At 43.9% G+C, this 22,694-nt stretch carries 13 protein-coding genes; all 13 read right to left on the bottom strand.

Annotated features, from left to right (window positions below):
• Nucleotides 1–35: 35 nt before the first annotated feature.
• Entirely contained in the window at nt 36–2,738 is a 2,703-nt protein-coding gene (locus A596_RS16840) for a glycoside hydrolase family protein (RefSeq protein ID WP_039916917.1), read from the bottom strand.
• Nucleotides 2,739–2,819: 81 nt separating this feature from the next.
• Entirely contained in the window at nt 2,820–6,002 is a 3,183-nt protein-coding gene (locus A596_RS16835; protein WP_039916916.1) for a TonB-dependent receptor, read from the bottom strand.
• A 628-nt stretch (nt 6,003–6,630) separates the two neighbouring features.
• Nucleotides 6,631–7,173 (bottom strand): glutathione peroxidase, encoded by a 543-nt coding sequence (locus A596_RS16830; RefSeq protein WP_039917130.1) that lies wholly within the window; start codon nt 7,171–7,173, stop codon nt 6,631–6,633.
• A gap of 124 nt (nt 7,174–7,297) precedes the next feature.
• On the bottom strand, nt 7,298–7,702 hold the full coding sequence (locus tag A596_RS16825) for a hypothetical protein (protein ID WP_039916914.1): 405 nt from the start codon (nt 7,700–7,702) through the stop codon (nt 7,298–7,300).
• A 330-nt stretch (nt 7,703–8,032) separates the two neighbouring features.
• Nucleotides 8,033–9,658 carry a carbohydrate-binding protein gene (locus tag A596_RS22955; RefSeq protein ID WP_160280156.1) on the bottom strand — a complete coding sequence of 542 codons (1,626 nt, stop codon included), beginning with the start codon at nt 9,656–9,658 and terminating at the stop codon, nt 8,033–8,035.
• Between the two features lie 297 nt (nt 9,659–9,955).
• On the bottom strand, nt 9,956–10,573 hold the full coding sequence (locus tag A596_RS16815) for a hypothetical protein (protein ID WP_039916912.1): 618 nt from the start codon (nt 10,571–10,573) through the stop codon (nt 9,956–9,958).
• 766 nt (nt 10,574–11,339) lie between these two features.
• Entirely contained in the window at nt 11,340–12,878 is a 1,539-nt protein-coding gene (locus A596_RS16810) for a tryptophan halogenase family protein (protein ID WP_152600215.1), read from the bottom strand.
• Nucleotides 12,879–12,971: 93 nt separating this feature from the next.
• The gene (locus A596_RS16805; protein WP_052417616.1) at nt 12,972–16,280 is read right to left on the bottom strand and encodes a TonB-dependent receptor; all 3,309 of its coding nucleotides are present in this window, start codon (nt 16,278–16,280) and stop codon (nt 12,972–12,974) included.
• 286 nt (nt 16,281–16,566) lie between these two features.
• Nucleotides 16,567–17,109 carry a helix-turn-helix domain-containing protein gene (locus tag A596_RS16800; protein WP_052417615.1) on the bottom strand — a complete coding sequence of 181 codons (543 nt, stop codon included), beginning with the start codon at nt 17,107–17,109 and terminating at the stop codon, nt 16,567–16,569.
• A 156-nt stretch (nt 17,110–17,265) separates the two neighbouring features.
• Nucleotides 17,266–19,785 carry a beta-N-acetylhexosaminidase gene (locus tag A596_RS16795; RefSeq protein WP_039916910.1) on the bottom strand — a complete coding sequence of 840 codons (2,520 nt, stop codon included), beginning with the start codon at nt 19,783–19,785 and terminating at the stop codon, nt 17,266–17,268.
• Between the two features lie 15 nt (nt 19,786–19,800).
• Nucleotides 19,801–20,193, bottom strand: coding sequence for a RidA family protein (locus tag A596_RS16790; protein ID WP_039916909.1), 393 nt, complete (start codon nt 20,191–20,193; stop codon nt 19,801–19,803).
• 106 nt (nt 20,194–20,299) lie between these two features.
• Nucleotides 20,300–21,763, bottom strand: coding sequence for an N-acyl-D-amino-acid deacylase family protein (locus A596_RS16785; protein WP_200882953.1), 1,464 nt, complete (start codon nt 21,761–21,763; stop codon nt 20,300–20,302).
• 37 nt (nt 21,764–21,800) lie between these two features.
• Nucleotides 21,801–22,673, bottom strand: coding sequence for a MurR/RpiR family transcriptional regulator (locus A596_RS16780; protein WP_039916907.1), 873 nt, complete (start codon nt 22,671–22,673; stop codon nt 21,801–21,803).
• Nucleotides 22,674–22,694 lie beyond the last annotated feature (21 nt).

The following is a 22,694-nucleotide window of genomic DNA, read 5'->3' as shown; positions in this document are numbered from 1 at the left end:
CGGGGATGTTCAAAAAAAACCGACGTAAATCGGGCTTATTTAAAATTAGCAGGTACTGATGTTGCATCAATACCAAATTCACCATTGACAACCTCTTCACCACGCGGAGTCAAATCAACCTTGTCTTCGGTATTAGTGATATTTAAAGGTGCATTTTCACCAGTATTACCAAACCAGGAGAACGCCAACCAACCAAATGGAGCAATTTTCCAGGATTTGGATTTTGCATTGATAAGAGATGATGCACCGAATGTTCCTCCTGCGAAATCAAATTTCACATTATCAACTGCTTGCTGAGTGTCAAAAGTATTGCTGTAAAGCGGTTGAGTATCTTCAACTTCGCTATTTCCATAAAGTTGGATGTCATCAATTTTTACGGTATCGGTGTTTCCTCTCACACCATCCCAACGGAAGCCGAAATGACGCAACTTCTGAGTGCGAGCAAAACCTTCCGCGAAGGTATCGGTTTTGAATTCAAAACTGGTCCACTCGCCGGGTTTAAAGTCTGCAATCGTCAACTCTCTTCCCGGGAAGTCTGTATCGTGTCCCCAGTTGTTATCTTGAGTAAAAATACGGAATTTTAAATCGCTACCTGCATAACTGGCCGGTACAAAAATTCTGACTTTATAAACCACAGGCCCGGATACATCGATATCACTAATGCTATTGATGTCTGACTTTAAGACAACAACATCTGATTCTTCATAATTACCGTTTGGGTTTGACCAAGCGGGAGTAATATGCAATTCACCATCCACCATTTCAACTTTTGAAACACGCCCCCAGGCAGCTTCATACGCTTCCACGCCCTTGGTAAATTTGGATTCATATTGCAATGCAGTTACCGTTTTAGTGCGCTTGCCTGGTTGTTGGGTAATGGTAATGTTATCCACTAACAAAGGTTCTGTGTTTGCAGAAATGCCTGTCAGCTTAAGACCTATATTTTGCGCAACTGAAACATCGTAAGAATCACTCCACTTAAGCGTCGCACGGTAATTATTCCAGTCACCGTATTTAAGCTCACCAACAATACCTGCTGCGGTTTCGGGTGCGATACTCCAGTCACTACCAAATTGGCCGGTAACAGCAATTGATGGTGATTGCCCTGCATAAGAAGCAGGCACAAATACTTTTATGTCCACAAAAACAGTTTGTTTGAAATTAATTTTTGGCAACACTTCTTGCGATTGCCAACCGGGACTTTCGAGAACCAAACCCCAATCTCCAGCACCGAGAGATAACTTGGCATATCCGCCTTCAAATACGACCTTACCAGGACTCCAATCCGGACGATTCCAACCGCTGGATCCGGAATCAAATGTTGAATTAACCGCTAACGTAGGCTCGGGGGCGCCCGGATAAATCTCTACATCATCCAACTTGATCGGCGCTTTAACATCGGCCGCCTTTCCATTTGCCAATATTTCAAAACCAACTTGTTTTACTTTATTAAGGTCAAACGTAGTGGAGCCATTCATTAAATTAGCAGGAACAATTTCCGCATTACTTTTTGGTAACGTAAACGCAACTCGATTCCACTGATATCCACGCAAATCTTTAGCTTGCACACTTCCTGCGCGCAATGTATTGCCATTTTCATCTCTGACATACATGGAGTAAATCAACTTGCCTTTAGGCACGAGGCGGCCATCTGCATCGCTAATGGGTTTCTCTTCAAGATAACGCGCATCAAGATAAAGATTGGTCGATATGCCGGCACCATCCAACAATGGCAACACCTGCGGAAGCGTTGCAACGTATGCTGCCGAGTCAGAGTCACTACCCCATGGCAAATTAAGTGCAACCGCTGAATCACCTGCTGCTTTTTTCATTAAGTCCAGGTGATCTATACCAGACAAACCACCAACACCGGAACCGGCGAAAGAACTAATAACGAATGGGACATGAGCCTCCATCAAATTGGATATTGCGGTAGTAACACGCGTATTGGTGTTCCATTTATTTCCATCAGCTTGTAAAGATAGAATGATATTTTTTGCCGTATCTGCCACCAATAATTGTCTGCCACGATCACGGGCGAAGGCATTGAAATCCTGACCGCAAGGCGCATCTATCGCAATGGGCACTTTAAATCCTGCCGCACGAAATTTATTGATCATCGCTTTATAGGCATCAAGATAATCCTGATAGCCATAACTGTCAGGATTAAAAATTCCCTCGGGTCCCCAGCCATTGGCAATATTAATGATCAAGTGCGGTTGAAAACGATCTTGTGCAATTACTCCCAGCCATTTTTTCAGCCATAAAGTATCAACGGCGTTGTTCAACGCGGCATCATTTGTTGAACAAAGTAGTTTGGAACTATCCAGGGTAACAATCGCCACCAACCCTTGTTCAACCACTTTCACCAATGCTGCTTCCAAATCCGGATCGGTAGTATTTTCGTTGAGGTATAAACGAATAACATTCGAGCCGGTTTCTTTAATCGCCTTAATGCCATTAATGCGCGTCAAGTTAGGTGCTGCCCCCAACTGCATATCAATACCACGTAACAGCAGCGGTTTTTTAGCTGCATCGTAAATAGTGGATTCATCCGTAGTGATCGTTAGCGCCGTATCACTGGGACGAGGGCGCGCCGTCGGATCTTCAACACCTGGAGTGGGATTCAGCGGATTTTTATCTTTATCGGCATTGCTAACAAGACCGCCACTACCACCACAACCTTGCAATAGCAAGGCGGCGGTGAGTACCACCATGGAACATAATTTAAATTTCATAATTTGACTCCAAAATTTTATTGTCTGGCCCTCGGGCCGCTCTTGGCCTGTGCGCAACAGGCCTGGCGATGGATTGTTTTTTTACAGTGTCAAAGTTATGCCGACGTTATAGCGGCGCTCCTGAATCCACATGTTGTTAAATTGGTTGCTGTATTGCGAATAACTTTTCCTGCTTTGTGCCGTCAGGTTAGTGCCACTCGCGGTGAAGCTGATGTGCTCGTTCAACCAGTAGCTTGCAGAGAGATCGAGGTAACCTTGCGGCTCCACCCAATTGCCCATGGAAATAGGTTCAGCTTGTGTGGCCAGACCAAAACGTCCGTCGTACTCCTTGCTTTTCCAGTTGTATGCCAGGCGCACGTTCAAGCCAGCTTTGTCGTACCACAGGATCATGTTGGACTGGTGTTTGGAGTTGGATTGCAAGGGGAAAGAATTGCCCATGAAATCTTTATCCGTACTCTCGCTTTCGGAATAGGTGTAATTAAATTCGATACCTGTTGCACTCAGGAATGCGCCCGGCAGGAACGTGAAGGGTTGCTTGTATCCAAGCTCCACACCGTAGAGCGATGAAGCACCCACATTTTTGCTGGTCCACACGTTAGCCATATTGCCGCGATCAATACCGTCGAGATCCACAAAACGGCGCTGCTCCTGATAGCTTTGCACGGAGGTGCTAACGTCAATCATGAACAAACCTACGCCGAGGATGGAATTTTCATCGAAGTACCATTCGGTGGTGGCGTTATAGACATTGGCATACCAGGGCTTCATGTAAGGATCGCCGTTATCGCTGCCGCCGTTAACGCAAAAAACAGTTTCGCCTTTGCCATCCGGCCCTAATTGTTGCACGCCGTTGACATCATATTTCGGACACTCGCCAACCCACACATTCAAGTTCTCACCCAAATGTTTCAGGTCGTTGCGCGAAGTAGTTTTAGCGGCCCCTAACCGGACAACCACATCATCCGCCGGGAAGAAATTCAGGTTGATAGATGGCAACACATCCACAAATGAATACTTGATAGTTTCAATATCGCTAACAAAAGCGATGGCCTGGTTTTCGTAGCCGATGGAGTTATAGATATCCAGCTTTTCCGGGATGATGCTTTTCTGGATCGTGCGATCCGTACTGATAATTTGTGCGCCCACATTTCCTTTGAAAGGAATCCCCCAAATCCCATCGATTGAATCGAGGTTCAGTTGGAATGACGCCGTTGAAGTGACTTCTTCAACATCGTATTCAAATGAAGGGTCATTCACCGTTCTTACACCTGGCGCCGGTACCACCGTCACATTGCCGTTTTCATCCGTAACCGTTGTTTCCTGGCCTGGATATAAGCGGTTCATAAATGCCAGGGGATTATCCCAAGCAGCCGGATTCAGCGACGAAACGCCCTGCTCAAAACCTTTGAATGGACCAAAATCAGTGAATTTGATGGTTTCAGCAGCGGTGAAGCCATTGTTTGGCAACTTGCCAATATTCACTAATTCGTCTTTTTCGAGGCTGTAATCAAAGTAGCGGAAATCCGGCCAGCGCTGCCAAACCTGGTTGCCTGACATTAATTGATAGCGTTTGTTAGCGGGGGTGCGATCACTATCGGGATAGCGCTGCGTTGCAGTCAGATAATTGAATTTGCTGTTGTGCGCATCGCGATCCCCCTGGCGGAAACCAACATCAACCGATGAGAAAAGATCGCTGTCCAATTCGTAATTAACGTCCAGGCGGATAACACTCAGCTCTGCGGTCACTTCAGACCCATCGGCGATGCCCTGGTAGAACTTCAATAAATTCGCATCTGACAAATCACCTTCGTAGCTAAAGGTCGGATATTCACCGCGATAATCCACCGTTAACGGGTATCCGGTAACCGGGTCCTTCCCTTGAATACCATCCACATCAACCCAGTTCCAGCCGGGGTTACCCTGTTGGAAAATTGCGCTGCGGTATTGTTTTTCTGCCTCGGCATAAACGTAGCGGAGTTTGGCTTTCAGGCGATCCTGGCTGTCGTACGCAATTTCAACATTGGTATTCAATGCCGCCGTACGATTGATCTGGTTGCTGGATGTAGTCTGGAAACCGGGAGCAACCAGCTTGGCTACTTGCAGTGTATGCAGGTTTTTGGTTTGCGTTACGCCATTGGCATCAACGTAGGAAAACTGCCCCATGTCGGTAACGATGGTGCCTTGTGAAACGGGCAGTAATGAGTCATACAAACCATCAACATATGCAGGCAATTCACCATTTACCTGATAGGAGGTGGTAGAGCTGGAACCATCAAACGCCGCAACTACACCGCGATCATACTGATCCATGGCAGTATAAAAAGCATCGCCACGCACCGTGAAATGTTCACCCACAGCCGCTTCAATAGAGATGTTTGCACCCTCACGCTCGCGGGTCATAAAGCTTGAGCGAGCGGAATATTCACCGGGAACCAGATACCAGTCATTAACCAGATCGCCGTCGCCATCGATGTCTTTGCGGTCGGTTGGGCCTTTGCCTTTACCCTCCAGAAAACCCAAATGCTGGCTGGTGGACATTTGGTAGTTAGCGTTGTAACTGTTGGATTGGAAAGCCCCCACGGTTACACCAAAGCGGCCATCGTTGTTATAACCCAGGATTAAACTGTAGTTATCGTCCGGTGAACGTTTGCCGGTAGTACCATCCGCATTCATTTCACGGTCCGAAAGCTCGCCTTGCGATGCCTCCAGTTTGGCACTGGCCGTGAAACCATTTTTCATTTTCAAGGGGCTGATGGTTTTCAGGTCCACCAGGCCGGAAATGCCGCCGGCAATCGCATTGGCCGATTGGGATTTGTAGACATCTACACCGTTAATCATCCCGGCGGGAATATCACCGTAGTTGGCACCCACATCCGTAATATTCCAGGGGCTCAGGAATTGCTCGCCGTTCAGGGTAGTCATTACCTGTGGCATGCCACGTACGTTCAGCGAGGTGCCCTCGTTGGCTTCGCGTTTAATTTGTACACCGGTCACACGTTGCAGGGAATCGGTAATGGTCGCGTCAGGTAATTTGCCAATATCTTCAGCCACAATGGAATCAACCACGGTAGTTGATTCTCGTTTGATATCAATGGCTTTGGCCTGGGAGGCACGCACCCCTTTTACAATAACTTCATCGACCACCTCACCTGAGTCGGCTTTATCAGCTTGCTCCTGTGCATAAACCGGTAAACCGGCAAGGGCGCAGCCTATCGCCAGCACCAGCGCCTTTTTTCTGGTCGTAATACCGCTAGGTTTGATCATCTTGAGCTTCCTCGTTTTATTATCTTTTGAGTAATTCTGAACAGCAGGGTTTAGCCGCTGAGGTAGAGTGAAAACTCCGCTCAGCGTCGCCTGAAATCGTTGACGTTGTTGTTGGTATACATCGGGAAGTGAGTCTCGGGAATGTTGGCCGAGATCAGATTTACCAGCTCACTTTATTTTTATGGTGTGGCGTTATTCAGTCTTATTAGCGCGCCTTACTGTGAAATGATGAATTAAAATGTAATCGGTTTCAACGAAATTTTGAAAATGCTCACATGCATTTCATGACCAGCTTAAAAATAAATATTGCGATGAATCTTGGTTTTTGTGTTTTTTAGATTATTTGATTTTTAAAAAAGCTGTAAATTGAATTAACTATTCAAAAAAGAAATAAAAAATCAGCAATTTCAACTATTTCAATTTGTAATATCTATAAGACCATAAATAGTTGATAGTTAATTTTTCTTATGCTCGCGTTAACGGTTTCATTGACATGTGAAAACACGTAACACCTTCAAGGGATTAAAGTAACAGGCATAAAAAAACCGGCCGAAGCCGGTTTTTTTATGCGCCAAAGCTCAATTACAAGCGGAGGCGTACACCTGTAGCAATATGATTTATTTGAAACTTAAAGCTGCTGTTCAATTGCCGCCGCCAATTTGGGCGAATCCGGCTTGGTCGTGCTGCCAAAATACTCGACCAATTTGCCATCTTTACCCACCAGGTACTTATTGAAATTCCACTTGGGCTCCCGGGCCTGGCTTGCCAGGGCCTTAAATACCGGATTCGCTTGCTCGCCCGTTACATGGGTTGGGGCCAGCATGGTAAACGTCACCCCGTAATTCAAATAACAGATTTCCGCTGCTTTTTCTTCGTCCGCATCTTCTTGCTTGAAATCATCGCTGGCAAAGCCAACCACCACCAAGCCCTTGTCTTTGTACTTCTTATGCAGCGCCTCCAACTCTTTAAACTGCGAAGTAAACCCGCAATGACTGGCAGTGTTCACTACCAATACTGTTTTGTTTTCCATTAACTCACAAATATTTACCGAGTCTTTTGAATGTAACTTGCGGTATTCACCTTTCAAATATTCCGGACAAGCTGACGCCGCTGAGCTGATCACTGCCAGTGCCAACACACCTGCCAGACCTACCAGACTTTTTAGTTGCAAAGGGTTTTTCAATTTCACTGGATGCTCCTCCTCAGTTATTCACGTAAACATTTGGTACACAGTCTAACCGGTTTCAAACGCATACCGGGTTTAGAAGTGTTGGTCAACAATACCTGCCTGCCCATCAATGATTGAGCTGGAAATATAAAAGATCATCCTTCACAAATATTTCCCAACTCTCTTTTTCTATAGCGCCCTTGATAAGGCAACCAATATTGTTGGATTTAAAAAGACCATGCGCTTTAAAGGCAGCATCATTGCCAAATTTTACCGCACCCGTTTTATCAACTGACGCAAATGACCCGCCATGGAGTTCACATCCATCAATTACTTTTTTTACATATAAAGGCTGGGTCTTAAGCAAATAGACGGTAGCAGAATCTGTTGATTGGCTGAATAAGGTTTCTTCGGCGGCAACATTGAGGGTTGTTATGCGCTCAATGTAATTCGCAGGCCGAGTCCACCATAATGCAAACAAAACTGCACATACCGCAATAAAAATGCCCCAATAAATCAAATACTTTTTCATACATACCTCGGAACTATTGAATCGAACATTAGCTAATCGAACACCATTTACCCAATACTACTTTAGTCCAGAACCATTTAACTCGATTGTTCATTGGGCCTTTTCAATAAAACCCACTGCAAATATTTCTTATTGGAATCGCAAATTTAAAAATTTGATATTAGATTTCAATGATCTACTTAACTCAACCACAAGTAAAAATATCCGCTTGCTATCAATATCCTTAAGGAATAATACGAAAAAACACCGGGAATAAAAAAGCGGATCTGATAACAGATCCGCAAGTCCGGGAGGAAAAACAGGGGGAAAAGCAGGGGAAATCGTCAGGAATTACAACCTGGTAAAGCGAAGCCAGTTAATATTCCAACCACCTTGCGGTGCAAAAATTCCGACACTATAAGTTCCGGCATTAATGGAAACGTTGTGCGATACCGTAGTCCAGGTTTGCCAACCACCGGTCGCCGGAATAGCAACTTGTCCCAATTGAATCGCACCCGCATTTAAATCCAGCGATAGCAACGCACCACTCACACTCGCCACACGGTATTCAACTTTATAAGTACCGGAAGCTGGAAAATTAATATTGGCGTAAGCCATCCAATCATTTGCATCGATCCAGCCAACATTTTGGCCACCACCGGTATCAGTCGTAGTTTCAAGCTGAACACCATTCATTGCAGTGTAAGCTTCGGCCTGAATCAAACGCGTAAATGCCGCCACTGAAGAAGAGCTGGATGAAATACTTGTGCCGCAAGCGCTGGCGCTGATTGGCTCCCAGAAATAGGGGCTCACCGTGGGAATGTAACCGGGGTTATCGTATTCAGCGATGTAATAGCCCCCTTGATACGACACTTTATTGCCCGCGTAATACTGTTGGCCACTCACCCATGCCGGGCAGCTATTACTACTTGACGAGCTGCTGGAATTATTGCCGCTGCCAATCTGGCTATGGATTGCAGCGAGCAAACTATTGGTTCCCACTGCATCTTGTGACAACTCCCAAATCATTACCCCCGAACCTTCTTGTAGCGCGAGTTGGGTTTTGCTGCGAATAGTGGGAATACCGTTGTAAGTGATGTAACTGCAACCGGCGCAACGAGTGCCGATTACATCGCCCTGCGCTGCGCTTGCACCGAATTGGCTGAAGATGCTGCTGAAATCATAGGCCGCTGCATAACCATTAAACCCATATCCATAAAATGGCACACCCAACACCAGTTTTTGTTTGGTAAGGCCGCGCGCTTTCCAAATATTAATATCGGACACCGCCATCGAATAAGGAGAATGCTCCACGCCCGCCTGCCCCCAACCCGGGCCGATCGCGTCATAAGACATAATATTTACAAAATCGAAATAGGCTAAGGATGATGTTGGCACCATACCGCCAACATAAGATGCCGTCGCAGACGTTAATAATTTTCCTGCGGGCAAACCATTACGAAGGGCTTGAATAAACGGGGTGTAATTGCCGGCATTATCAATGTTGGTAAGTACTACGCCTTCAATATCTACATCCAGTCCATCCAGGTTAAATGTATTCACAAATTGCAATAAATTATTAACCACCGTGGCGCGGTTAGCAGGCTGCAATAACGTTTGCCAATTTCCGGAACATGCTGGTAATACGCCACCGGCAATCGAAACCAGGACTTTTACACCAGCCTGGTGCGCTTTGTTCACTACATAGTGGATATCGCTCGCGCTCGCGCCCTCCATACAAACCGGATTACCGCCACTCACAACAGCACCACTGGCATTGGGATTTAAAAACGATAAATTTAAATGGGTTAATTTACTTAAATCTGTACGGTCAATTACTGCCGGCATATTTTTATAGGAGGGGATATAGCCAACCACTTTTGTTTGTGCGCAGGCCATTAACGAACTGCCCGCCAACATGCATAAGACACCAGTGCCAATTATTTTTTTCGCAATTTTCTTGAAGAGAATCATCATCGTTTGCCTCAGTGTGTTGTTATTAGCCATTTACTACCTCACAGCGACTAAAAATCACGCTAACACTCAAGGGAAAACACTGCAATTTATTGCCGAAACTCGTACCAATATTTATCAACGTCCCACTTATCGTGGCTTCAAGTGGGATTCATAACCCACAAATGCACCTTTTATAGGGATTAAGAAAAAATTTAACCGAACACAGGGTTCGTATCATTTTAAAAAAATAAAAAAGCGGGCTTTTACACAAAGCCCCGCCATGAAGAATAAAGCGTCAAATATTATTTGCGTGAATCGTTATTGTGGAGGAGCTGTTACTGCCGTCCACGCGCTACATTGGTTACTAGCATTACATGCTCTTACTTGACCACTAGCCGGGTTATAACCGTAGGGTACGGTCACACTGGTGCCAGTCGTTGAACCGGAGAATAATAAAGTCCCATTCAGTGAATACTGATAATTTGCTGCTCCAGCTACGCTAGCCCAGGACACCCAATATTCAGGGCAATAACCATTGCCCACCGGGCCGCAAGAACCAACACGTCCAATATATGCATACGCAGGTGCAGCAGGCACAACAGCTGCACGAACTTCAAATGACGTGCAAGCATTACTATTTAATGTATAGCTGGTCGAGTTAACCAAATCGATACGACAACTGTACAGAGAACCATTACTATAAAAAAGCTGGGTCTTCCTGACTACATACCCGCCATTACAAGACACTGTATAAACCTGATAGGTATGCGGTCCTCCCGAAGGTGCACCTGTGGCCCCGCTTTCATTCAAATTCCATCCAGAGCAACCGGGCTTGATATAACTTTGATTAACAATCAGTTCACCTTGTTGCGCAGAGGCAAAGCCAGAAAAAAGTCCACTCATAAATAACATGCTTGTTAACATTTTTTTCGACATAGCAATTTTCCTTGGTTGATAAAGCTCCACTTACAATCACGCTCCTCGTTCAAGTAAGTATTAACCCTTATGGGCCCACAAGATTCATCCATGATTTTTAAAGCGCGCATTTACAATGGACAACTTTAAAATCCAAAGTATTATTTATAAAACGGGTACAGAATATAAAAAATATCGCTCATCAATTGAGCAATAACGTAGTCTTTAAAATCCGATATTTCATTCTTTGCAGCGCATACCATAAAAAATTATAAATATAAAACAGGTGGGCTTAGCTATTCTTTTTATATAAGACTATTTGTTATCTGAAAGCAGCGCAGAGGAGGGGTAATTAATAACATCCTAATCAGCACCTATATTCCATAAAAAAAGCCAGAAACAAGTTCTGGCAAGTCACGGGAAGACTATAAATTTCATGTTAGTGAAAAACTGTTTCGCTTAAAAACAATGCAATGACCAAACAGGCGAACAACATTTTGTTCAAAATATGCAGATAACTCTGAAATTTTGTTGTGTTGACCTGCCAGAAAGACATTTTATTCCTCAAACATCAAATCATTTCGTCGAGATAAAATTAGCACTGCCAAATATTCCAGCGCAATGACGTTTTTTGGATAAGATGAAAGTCGAACGTTTTAACCAAATGTCAAACCTTTAAAAATAACTAGAATTCAACAAATAAGGGCCATACGATATTCCAGAGCCAAGACTGTAGTTGCCAAGTGCCTAAAGCGCAGGGCCATTTAAGAAATGATTCTTTTTTATACTATTGTTTATTTGCTGCATATGCATAAAACTCATTGAGCCATTGACGATGGGAAATTAATTTTCCAACCAGTGCTTCCGCATCCTTGAAATGTGTATCAATCTTACTTTTCAAGAAAACCATATATTCTTCCGTATTTTCTAATGATAAAGTTGGATAATCCATTCCATAAAGCACACACAAAAAGCTTTCACGGTGAAAGAATTCTACTTCAGCTGAAAAATCGTAATGATCAGGAGCAAAACTTTTCCACATTAATAATCGCTCGCTTAGTACACCTGATACCTTTGCGTTTTCCGTACAGTCATGCCAAAAAGTGCTGTCCCTGCGATCTGATATTAAATAGTGCAACTGAACAAAATCTATAACGCGCTCCCATATTGTCTGTACTCGCAAATTGATCTGTTTTGCGCGAAGGTCAATATCCTTTAAATATTCAGGCAGCAAATGAGAAATCAACTCTGCGCAACGATCCGTTATTACTATTGATGTTGCCTCCAATGGCTCAATAAAGCCTTGTGCAAGACCAAGCGCAACACAATTCTTTACCCAGAACTTCTCCCTATATCCAGCCTTCATAGGTATTTTTCTAACATTCTCTTCACGAAAACCTGCTCCATGATAACGTGCAAATTCCGCTACTGCTTCTTGCTCGCTCATGTGAGCTGAAGAATATACAAACCCGGTTCCCCTGCGAGTTGTTAAGGGAATGTCCCAAATCCATCCCGCTTGATGAGCAGTTGCTTTAGTGTAAGGAAAAATCTCATCTGATGATTCTGTTTTCACCTGCAAAGCCAAGGCTTGATCTGCAAGAATTTGATCACCTTTGTTAATAAATGGAACATCAAAAACTTTGTCGATGAGCAAAGCATTAAACCCGCTACAATCAATGAAAAAATCAAACTCCTCTACTTCTCCATCACCGTAATTCAATGATTTAATAAAGCCATTTTCACCAAGATTTGCAGATATAATAGTTTTGATTTTATGAATTATTCCAAATCTACGCTTCGCATTGTCCGATAATAAATCAGCAAACTTTTTTGCATCAAAATGATAAGCGTAATTAACTGCGCCATCATAAGGCGAGGATTCTCTTAACTTTGGACATTGGTTTTTTTCGGCAACAAAATAGCTTTTCGTAAGTGCCGAAAACTCACACGATTTATTCCACAACCAGTAATTCGTAGAATCTAATCCAGACGGATATGGGGTATCAAATGGATGATAGAAAAAATTATTTTTCCGATTCTTTTTTGGCGCCATCCAATCTATAAATTTAATTCCCGTTTTGAAAGTGGTATCGCAGCGCAATAGTAGCTCTGCTTCATTGATGCCAAAATTTTCCAAACTTTTCCTAATTATGGATACTGTACCTTCGCCAACACCAATAATAGGGATATCTTTCGACTCAATAACAGTGATCTCTAATCCTCTTCTTTTGGTAGATTCTAGTCCAAGATGATTTGCAGCTAACCATCCCGCTGTTCCGCCACCAACAATAGCAATTTTTCTTATTTTCATATTAAGTTGCGACATGAAACCATCTCTCTACCCAAAGAATAAGCATAAAAAAACGCACAGCGATTTGCTGTGCGTTTTTACTCCAGCTAACTAAATACTATAAAGTAATTAGAAGGTCGCGCGAAGGCTCAAAGCATAACGACGGTCGGTCGTAAAGTTAAGAGCATCTGTTTTAAAGCCGTCTTGGTTCATTTGATACTGAGTCTTAGTTTCAGCATCCAACAAGTTGCTCACTTCCAGACCCACTTTCCAATTATCATTGACAGTGTAGTACAAGCTTGCATCCATCATCCCTTGTGACTGAGCATATGCCGGAACGAACTCTTCAGATTCACGCATAGTTAACAGATAGTCTGAACGCCAAGTGTAAGCCAAGCGGAATGCAATATCATTGTATTCGTACATACCTACAATATTGAGATTTTGATCTGAGTACCCCTGCAAAGGTAAACCACTGAATACGCGGAAAGAGTTACGGTTATCAGTGATTGGAGTACCTGTTTCAGTGAAGTTCAGGATAGGACCAACAGCATTTGGATCTTCCAAACCATTTTGATCGATATAGGTGTAGTTGAATTGCAAACCTAAACCACTCCACGCACCAGGCAAGAAGTCATAAAACTGTGAGTAAGAGAATTCCACACCGCGAATAGTACCCGAGCCCGTATTGGCAGGACCATAAGCAGCAACTGGATATTCATTGCCATTAGCTTCAATATCAACCGCAAATGACTGATTGCGAATAATATTACTCAGTTTTTTATGGAACAAACCAACAGAAACAGAACCCGCATTAGCAAAATACCACTCAGTTGTTAAATCGTAATTAACTGCTTCTTCCGGCTCTAAATAAGCATTACGAGCAACAGCACTAATCTCGATGTCATCCAAATCTACTACTGGGTTATAAGTCGCACTTGCCGGATTGTCGTCTTTATCAAGTGTTGGATTCTGCAACACTTCAACAAAGTCCAAGCTAACGATCATGCTATTGCGCGTGTTGTCCAAAGTTGGCATATAAACGCCTTTAGACGCACCAAAACGCACAACCACATCCTCAGCTACACCAAAGCTCAAGTTCAAACTTGGCAATACGGTATTGTAGTCAGTACCTTTAACTGTACTTTGAACGGAAGCACCTGAGGCCAGAGCAAAAATGTCCGGGTACTTAGTTTCCATTACAGTCCAACGAGATGGCTTCTCACCACCTGAACCAAGCGTACCGCGACGAGATTCCTCAGGCAGAACCAAGAAACCAGTAGACTCTAATTGATAGCCTACATAACGCAAACCAACATTACCCTTAACAGGTACAGCTAAATCTGCAAACTCGAAATCACCACGAACATAAAACTCAGTTCTTTCTTCTGTGGTTGAACTCACATGACGCTCAGAGAAATGGCTATACAAACGATCATTTAAATCTTCGTACGGTTTAGCACAACCACCAGTACCATCGTTGGCATTACCCAACGCACTCCAAGTACCACAGCCATCGCGAAGTGTTTGAATATAGTTTTTAGCCAGGTCCATTTTCGGGAACAAGAAGCTATTGTGATCGCCTTTTACTACTTTGCCATCATATACATCAGCAAAACTTACACGCTCGAATAATTGAGGCGCCGCTTGCGGAGAAGCATTGTACGACCCAACGGCATCCCAAGGTGTACCCAACGCACTCCAACCTTGATACTCAGTATCACCAATAGTCAGATCTTTTTCTGAGTAATAGGCACCAGCCCTAATTGCGGTAAATACACCATCAAAATCATATTTTAGGTCAAACTGGAAGCTGTCAGCCTCTGCATCAGCTTGCACTTCTTGCTGCATACCAGATGCCAAACGCAGAATAGGAGCGGTATTTACTGCTACATCAGATGGGTAGGATACGTTTTTATTCAAATATTGAACAGATGGCACAGAGCCACGTAGATCCAAGAAAAATGGAGCATATGTGGTCGTTTGGTTACCATTAATGCGTGAGGTTAAACCATAGTTATGAACAACCTGCTCTGATTCAACACGTTGATAATCAAGAGACACTGTTAAACGATCTGTAGGCTTCAACTCAACATTAAGAGAAGTATCTTCTACAGTGTTTTCATTGTAGTTATAACGAGTGCGGAACTGTAATGGAAGATCACCTGATGTGTTTCTGCCAATACCAGAAGTTAACAATCCCTCACTATTAACTGTGAATGGGAAGCTATTGTTAACATCTTCAGTCCACTGTGTTGCACCGCCATTTGCAGCCAAGAAACCACGATCACCTGATGCAATTACACGCTCACGCCATTCAAGCGATGCTTTTGAATTGATGTGTTCTAATGTAGTAACAATGGTTTCATCAGCATTCGCCCACTGCAAAGACGTAGTGAAACCTGTACGCTCACGATCATTTTCGGCAGTGCTGATGTGATAGTTAGCTGGACTATACCAAGTAACACCTTCTGGCTGGCCAGGTAATCCCGCGCCATCATATGGTGAAACGTACTGATCTTCTTCAGGAATAAGCTTCGCTGATGGACCGGTACAACCTGCTGCCGCACCTTCAGCCCAAGACCAAGCAGATGGAGTACATGGACTATCCCACAACCCAGCCACTTTACCTGGGCTAGTTGATTGTTCACCCCAGTTGTACCAACTCGCCGGCGCAATATCAACACCACGAGCGTGATAGTTACCCACACCTACACCATCACCACGAGTTTCATATTCTGATTGAGAGCCTGCTAGCAAAAAGCCAAATTTACCCGCAGAGGTTTCCCAAGAGTCTGCAAACAAACCGGAAAACGATGGAGTAACCTCTTCACGTAAATCGCCATAGTTTGCTTTTGCAGTAAAGGAGACTACACGCTCATCTGAGTCAAATGGCTTACGGGTAATCAGGTTTACAGTACCAGCAATACCTCCGGCAATCAGGTCTGAAGTTTGGTTTTTAACAACCTCAACAGCACCCAACAATTCTGCCGGGAAATCCTCATAACTCAAGCCACCCCATGGGTTAGCACTGAACGCATCACGACCGTTAACTTCTGAACGCACACGATCCAGACCACGCACCAATACACCGGTACCTTCGTCAGCATAGTGTTTAGGATCGCTGGAAGATGCAAAACGCTCAATAGTTACACCGGGAACACGTTGAAGAGCTTCGGTCACTGATTTATCCGGCAACGCACCGATATCGGTTGCAGTAATAACATCTTTTACTGTATCCGCGGAGCGCTTTAATTCTTGAGCAGAATTGATACTGGTCTTCATTCCTGTAACAACAACTTCATCTAGTGTATCACCAGAGTTGTTGGCGGTTTGTGCAAATGAAGGAACACTTAATGCCATAATAGATACAGCTAACAAGGATCTTTTAAACCCCCTGCCGGACATTTCTGTCATTTTGTTTTTACTTGTAAACATATCTAACCCCTTGGTTTTTTCTCTCGTATTGAACCCTTTACAGCGTTTAACTAAGTATAGTTACACACAATTTTCTGGACACTCCATCTACTACATACCGCAAAAAACATTACTTGCACTCACATCCTGGCGAAATAAAATTAACTCACGATAAGCGCATAAAATATTAAAAACGGAGCAGTTTCCGAATCTAACACCTGCTTTTTTGTGATGCCATATGCAAAAAAAAATCGAACTAATACCTACCAAAAGTCGAACTCTGTGCCAAAAAACCAATACATTGCCGTTAATGCAAATGTTGTTGTCGATAATGGCTAGGGGTTACGCCCACTGATTTTTTAAACGCCTGATTAAAAACTGATTTGCTGTTGAAGCCGCAGCTTTTCATAATTTCACTAATTGGCTTTTGTCTTAACTCTGAATCAACTAACCGTTTCTTTGCTTCTGCTACGCGATAATTGCCAATTAACTCAAAAAAATTAACGTGTAACTGACTATTAATCGTGCTGGATAAAAGTTTGGGTGACACATTTAATTTATTGGCTAAACGTTCAACCGTAATATGTGATTCCAGATAAGGTTTATTCTCTTCCATAAATTGCACCAATCGATCAACCAGTTCCTTTTGTTGCGCGTCTGTATGATTACCGGCATTGGAATCCGGATTTGAATCGGCAACAGCATTATCATTATTTACGGCTTGCTGTTTGTGCAGCGCTTTTTGCAGGTTACGGTTACGCACCAGCAAAAGTGCCACTGCAATTGCGGCTACTATGCCGCTAATAATCAGTGCCAAAAGATGTTTGTTAACCAGTGCTACTTCTGCCATAGCAACCTACCCGTAAGAACGATGTTTTAATTATTTTTCTATCCCGGGAGCAAGTAACAATCATCAAAGCTTTTACCGCTTTGGCTCGTTTAACTTTGCGCCACAAGGACAACGTTGTCAACTTTATTTACAATTCCCCCAACCATTTTTTACAAACTAGGGGCGTGTAAACGAATACAAAATTTTCTCTACAGAATAAGCCGTCGCCACTATGATTTCCTGATCAATTTTTTGCGCGTTTATGAGTAGTTTTTTTACCTCTTCCTGTTCATTTTCCGTAATCAATGCTCCCTGCAGCCGACGATCCAACAGCAATATTCCCCACTGTGAGACCTTTTGTACTTTTTCCGCTAATGATTGCCATTGCGAGCGATCTTTTACTAACGGAAGCAGTTTTATTCCTGCATCACTCCATACTGAAAACTGTTCACGCAGCTGGTGATAATTCTCATCATCTTGTGGATTCTTTAACCATTGCTCCAGGCGCAGATTAAATTGTCGCAAGTTTTCATTTTCTGCAGGCAATGCATCAACCAGTCGATTTAATGGATCAGCTTTTGAATAACTTTCATTAGCCGATTTTTCATGCTGGCGATGGTAATAATGTGCAGGCTCCAATGTTTGAATAAATGTTGCCAAACTCATTATTTCTGTCGCATTGGCGCTATCACTCACCAATTTTTTTAACGCAGCTTGCTGTTGACTGTTGTGCAACAAACCTACTGATTTTTCCGCCCAATTTGCAACCTTATCCATACGCACATAAAGGGTACTTTCATCTTGCAAACTTCGGGCCGACCAAAGCCTTTCTGCAACAACAAATGCGCGCGGCCACAAACGCAAGTCAATACTATGTTCATCGACAATTTCTACCCATAGCGCAGCTTCACCACCCAGTATCAAAGCCTCATTTTCTGCACTTAAATGCGCCACGGGTTCGGTTTTTGGTAACCGTTTTTGTGCACTATTTTTTAAAGGATTTTTACCGTTATTTTTTTTATCCAAATTTTCAAAATCAGTATTTTTTTGTAAAGAAGGGTTATTTGTTATTTTTTCACCGCTAATAGAATAAGGTGCATTACCGACAAGAATAGTGCCTTCCAAAATCGTTCTTTCTTTTGACAAACCTTTAACAGAAGCCGGTACTTTTTTATCAGAAAAAGTAACGTTAAATTGGGCGGGCCCCATCCATGTATCCAATGAAAAAATCGCAGATTCTTCATCGTAGCTGTGTAGTTTTGCCTCACGGCGCGACTTACCGGTGAAATCGACTAAAGCACGCGCATTTTTTCCTTCACCAATTAAACTGAAAGACCCCGTTACCGGTTTTCCGCGCTTGCGCGGCATTTCAAAGCGCCAGCTATTTATTGCATCTTGTGCAGAAATGTTATCGACTACAACCGGGGCAGGTGGAATTGGATCATTGCGGTAGTGATAAGAAGCATATTGTGGTTGGTCCAAATAATAACCGGTAGATAAGATCGCCTGAAAGCCATGGCTAACCGCATCACTTACACCGTCCGGTCCTCGCCAGGAATGGATCAGAATGTCTTTCGGCAAATCTTTGTGCTGGATTTCATCCCAACCAATCATTTTGCGTTGATGTCGTTGCAATATTTTTTGTACGCGCTGATTAAAGTACGCGTGCAACGCCCGAGAATCTTTTAATCCATTTGCTTTCATAAATGCCTGAATATCTGGATTGGTATTCCAATGTTCAGGATCTACCTCGTCGCCACCGATATGCAAATATTCAAAGGGAAATAATTCAGTGACCTCCTCAACCAGGCCATCTACAAACTCATACACTTTTTCGTTGGCTGGATTTAACAAGGGCTTATGTACACCCCAGCGATATTCCATCGCATAGGGACCTGGGGCTGACATTAACTCAGGGTAAGCAACAGCAATTGCACTTGCATGACCCGGAACATCAATTTCAGGCAAAACCTGAATGCCACGCTCACGTGCATAGCTGACAATTTCACGGATTTGCTTGCGCGAATAATATTCCCCATCGGACGCTAACTTATGTAACTTCGGATATTTTTTTGATTCAAAGCGCCAGCCCTGATCATCCGTTAAATGCCAATGGAAAATATTATATTTGGCCGCCGCCATGGCATCGATTTGACGTTTAATAGTATTGACCGAAAAAAAATGGCGCGAAGTGTCAAGCAACAGCCCACGCCATTTAAATCGTGGCTGATCCTGGATACTCACTAATGGCAATTGAATGCTTTGATGTTGGTTACCAATTAACTGCAATAAGGTTTCGAGGCCGCGCAAAACACCCAATGATTGGTTGGCCGATAACGTAACAGTATTGGTTGATATTGTTAGCTGGTAAGACTCATCCCAATCCTTAATGAAATCGGAGATAGGCGCAACCTGATTCGCCTTGATAATGACATTAGCTTTGTCAGTACCCACTAATTTCCACTGAATTTTTTGGCCGGTTTGTAGCTCTACACGTTTAACTATACGTTTTAGCGCCGCGTTTATTTCACCATTTTTCCTGGCATCAATTGCGATTAACCATTTATTACCCAATTGCAATTGCCCGTGTTGTTGCACCACCGATTGTGGCCAGGGCATTAGTGGCAGCAAATCTGCCTGTGCATTTGCACAAGCAGAAAAAATAAAACTGACAATGAGTACTAAATAGCGAATCATAATTTTAATTACATCTTATTCCGGTTTTTTGTAAGCCACACAATCTACTTCTACTTTGCAATCCACCACCATGCTGGACACCACACATGCGCGCGCGGGAGGATTTGCGCCGAAATATTCCATAAATACACGATTGAATGACATAAAATCACGCGGGTCATCCAGCCATACACCACAACGCACTACATGCTCCGGCCCGTAGCCAGCTTCTGCCAGAATTGCAAGTACGTTTTTAATGGCTTGATGAGATTGCGCAACAATACCACCGTCAATAATTTCACCCTTAACCATGGGTACCTGGCCAGATACAAATAACCAACCATCAGCACCGGCAGCGCGCGCAAATGGCAGATGCTGACCACCAGTACCTTTGCCACCTTCAACACCGTAACGTTTTATTTCGGACATGTTTAACTCTCAAAGTTTGTATGAATGTTTGCAGTTTAATCCCCCGACTTCTTTTTCAAAGGAGCCGCTAACGGCAACTCACCCTTCGAAAAAAGGACCAAGGGATTCAATAAAACCCAACCCTTAAATCCCGTTGCCGTTCCAAAAATTTTCCAGCGCGTTGGCCAGTTATTTTTTTATTTTGGTAACTCAATATACCGTTCACCCACACGGAGTGAATGCCTTCGGCTAATTGTTGAGGCTGGGAAAAAGTTGCCGAATCTTTTACTTGTTGTGGATCGAATAACACCAAATCCGCCGCCGCTCCCACTGCTATACGGCCCCGATCATCCAGGCCAAAACGATCAGCAGACATGCGCGTCATTTTGCGCACCGCCTCAGGTAAACTGAACAAATTCAAATCGCGGCTATAATGTCCAAGCACTCGCGGAAATGCGCCCCATAAACGCGGATGAGGCAATGGGTCGACTGGCAAACCATCTGATCCAACCATCGTTAATGGATGAGCAAGGATTTTTTGAACATCCTGTTCACTCATACCGTGATATACCGCACCAGCCGGTTGTAATTTTTTTGCCGCGTCCAACAAACTTATTTGCCATTCACTGGCAATTTCAGCCAGTTTTTTTCCACCTTGTTCCGGATGTGGATCGCTCCAGGTAATCACAATATCGAAGTCGCTAGTCACCTGTTGCAAATCCAGCGTCGATGAACTCGCGCTGTAAGGATAACAATCGCAACCGACAGGGTGATTCGCTGCAGCATGCTCAATTTTTTGCAACACTTCACCACTGCGTCCCCAATTACCGGCACCGGCGCATTTCAAATGCGAAATAATCACTGGTGCCTGGGCCGCTTCACCCGTTTCAAATGCTTCATCTAACGCCGATAAAATTTCATTAAATTCAGTGCGCAGATGGGTTGTGTAGACTGCGCCGAATTCATTTAACACTTGCGCCAAACTTTTTACTTCATCAACGGTTGCAGAAAATGCGGAAGCGTATGCAAGGCCGGATGAAAGCCCCAATGCACCTTCCTTTAAACTTTCACGCAATTGCACGCGCATTTTTTCAATTTCATCAGCAGTGGCGGTGCGATTCAATTTATCCATATGATTATTACGCAATGCCGTATGCCCGACTAAAGCCGCAACATTTACCGAGGGCTGTGTTTTATTCACCGCCGCTTTGTAGCTGGCAAAATCCGGAAATTCAAAATCATCCGCGATGCCTAATAAATTCATCGGGTCCGGCAGGTTGCCATTAAGGCTGACCGGGCTTGCACTAATGCCGCAATTGCCAACAATTACGGTGGTAATTCCTTGTGAAATTTTTGGCAGCATGTCCGGCGCACGAATAACCTGCAGGTCATCATGGGTGTGCACATCAATAAAACCGGGAGCGAGAACCATGCCCTCCGCGTACAACGTTGTCAGGGCATCCTGATTTTCAAGCGTCCCGATAGCTGCAATGGTTCCCGCATGAATGGCAATGTCCGCATCAAAAGATGGTTCACCTGAACCATCCAGAATTTGCGCGTTGCGAATAATCAAATCAAACTTCACTGCCATTCATCCTGCAAAAATATTGTTATTCAGAAATGTTGTGTTAATCGCCCAGCGGCAGGCGATTGTCGCCACCGCGATATTCATCGAGTGCAAATTTCACCCTGCGCAACAATTCCTTGCTTTCGGATTTACGTGCGAGCGCCAACTCAGTGGCCAGTATGTCAATTGCCAGCAACATGCCGTAACGGGATGCCGATGGCTTATAAATAAAATCCGTTTCTTCAGTCACCAAAGGAATCACTATGTCGGCCTTTTGGGCCAACGGCGAACTGTGTGCGGAAAGCACAATAAGCTTCGCGCCGTATTCACGCGCAATATCGGCAACTTCCAGTAATTCAGGAGTAACACCGGTAACCGATAACAGCACCAATACATCTTTTTCAGTCAAGGTAGCAGCAAACATACGCAGCAAAACCGGATCATGGTATGCGCTTACCGCAATCCCCAAACGGGCGATACGGAATTGCACTTCGTCCGATAACATGGTGGATGCCCCACCCATGCCGCCGATATAAATCAGGCGCGCACTATTCAGCAAATTAGCTGCCGCACGAAAATCTGCTTCTACAAAACGCGATAAATTTGCACGTAATGTAGATTCAACTTCACTGCAAATTTGCGCATAAAATGCACTCTCTTCTACTGCAGGCACCTCCGCTAAAAAGCGTGTCCCCACTGCACTGGCTTGCGCCAGTTTTAATTTCAGATCGCGAATATCTTCGCAGCCAACGGATTTTGCAAAGCGCGAAATAGTGGCAATACTCACACTCGCTTTTGCAGCTAGTTGATCAATACTGGCGCTGGCGGCAAAGGCGATATCCTCCAGGATTGTATCGGCAACTTTTTGCTCCGTTGCGGAAAGGCGATCGCGACTACCGCGAATGTGATAAACAATATCGAATAATGCAGTCATGAATTTTTCACTCGCGTTCTA

Origin of the sequence: Cellvibrio mixtus subsp. mixtus J3-8, from assembly GCF_000766945.1 — a bacterium.
Lineage (GTDB): Bacteria > Pseudomonadota > Gammaproteobacteria > Pseudomonadales > Cellvibrionaceae > Cellvibrio > Cellvibrio mixtus_A.
This window is presented reverse-complemented; position numbering and strand designations above follow the sequence as displayed.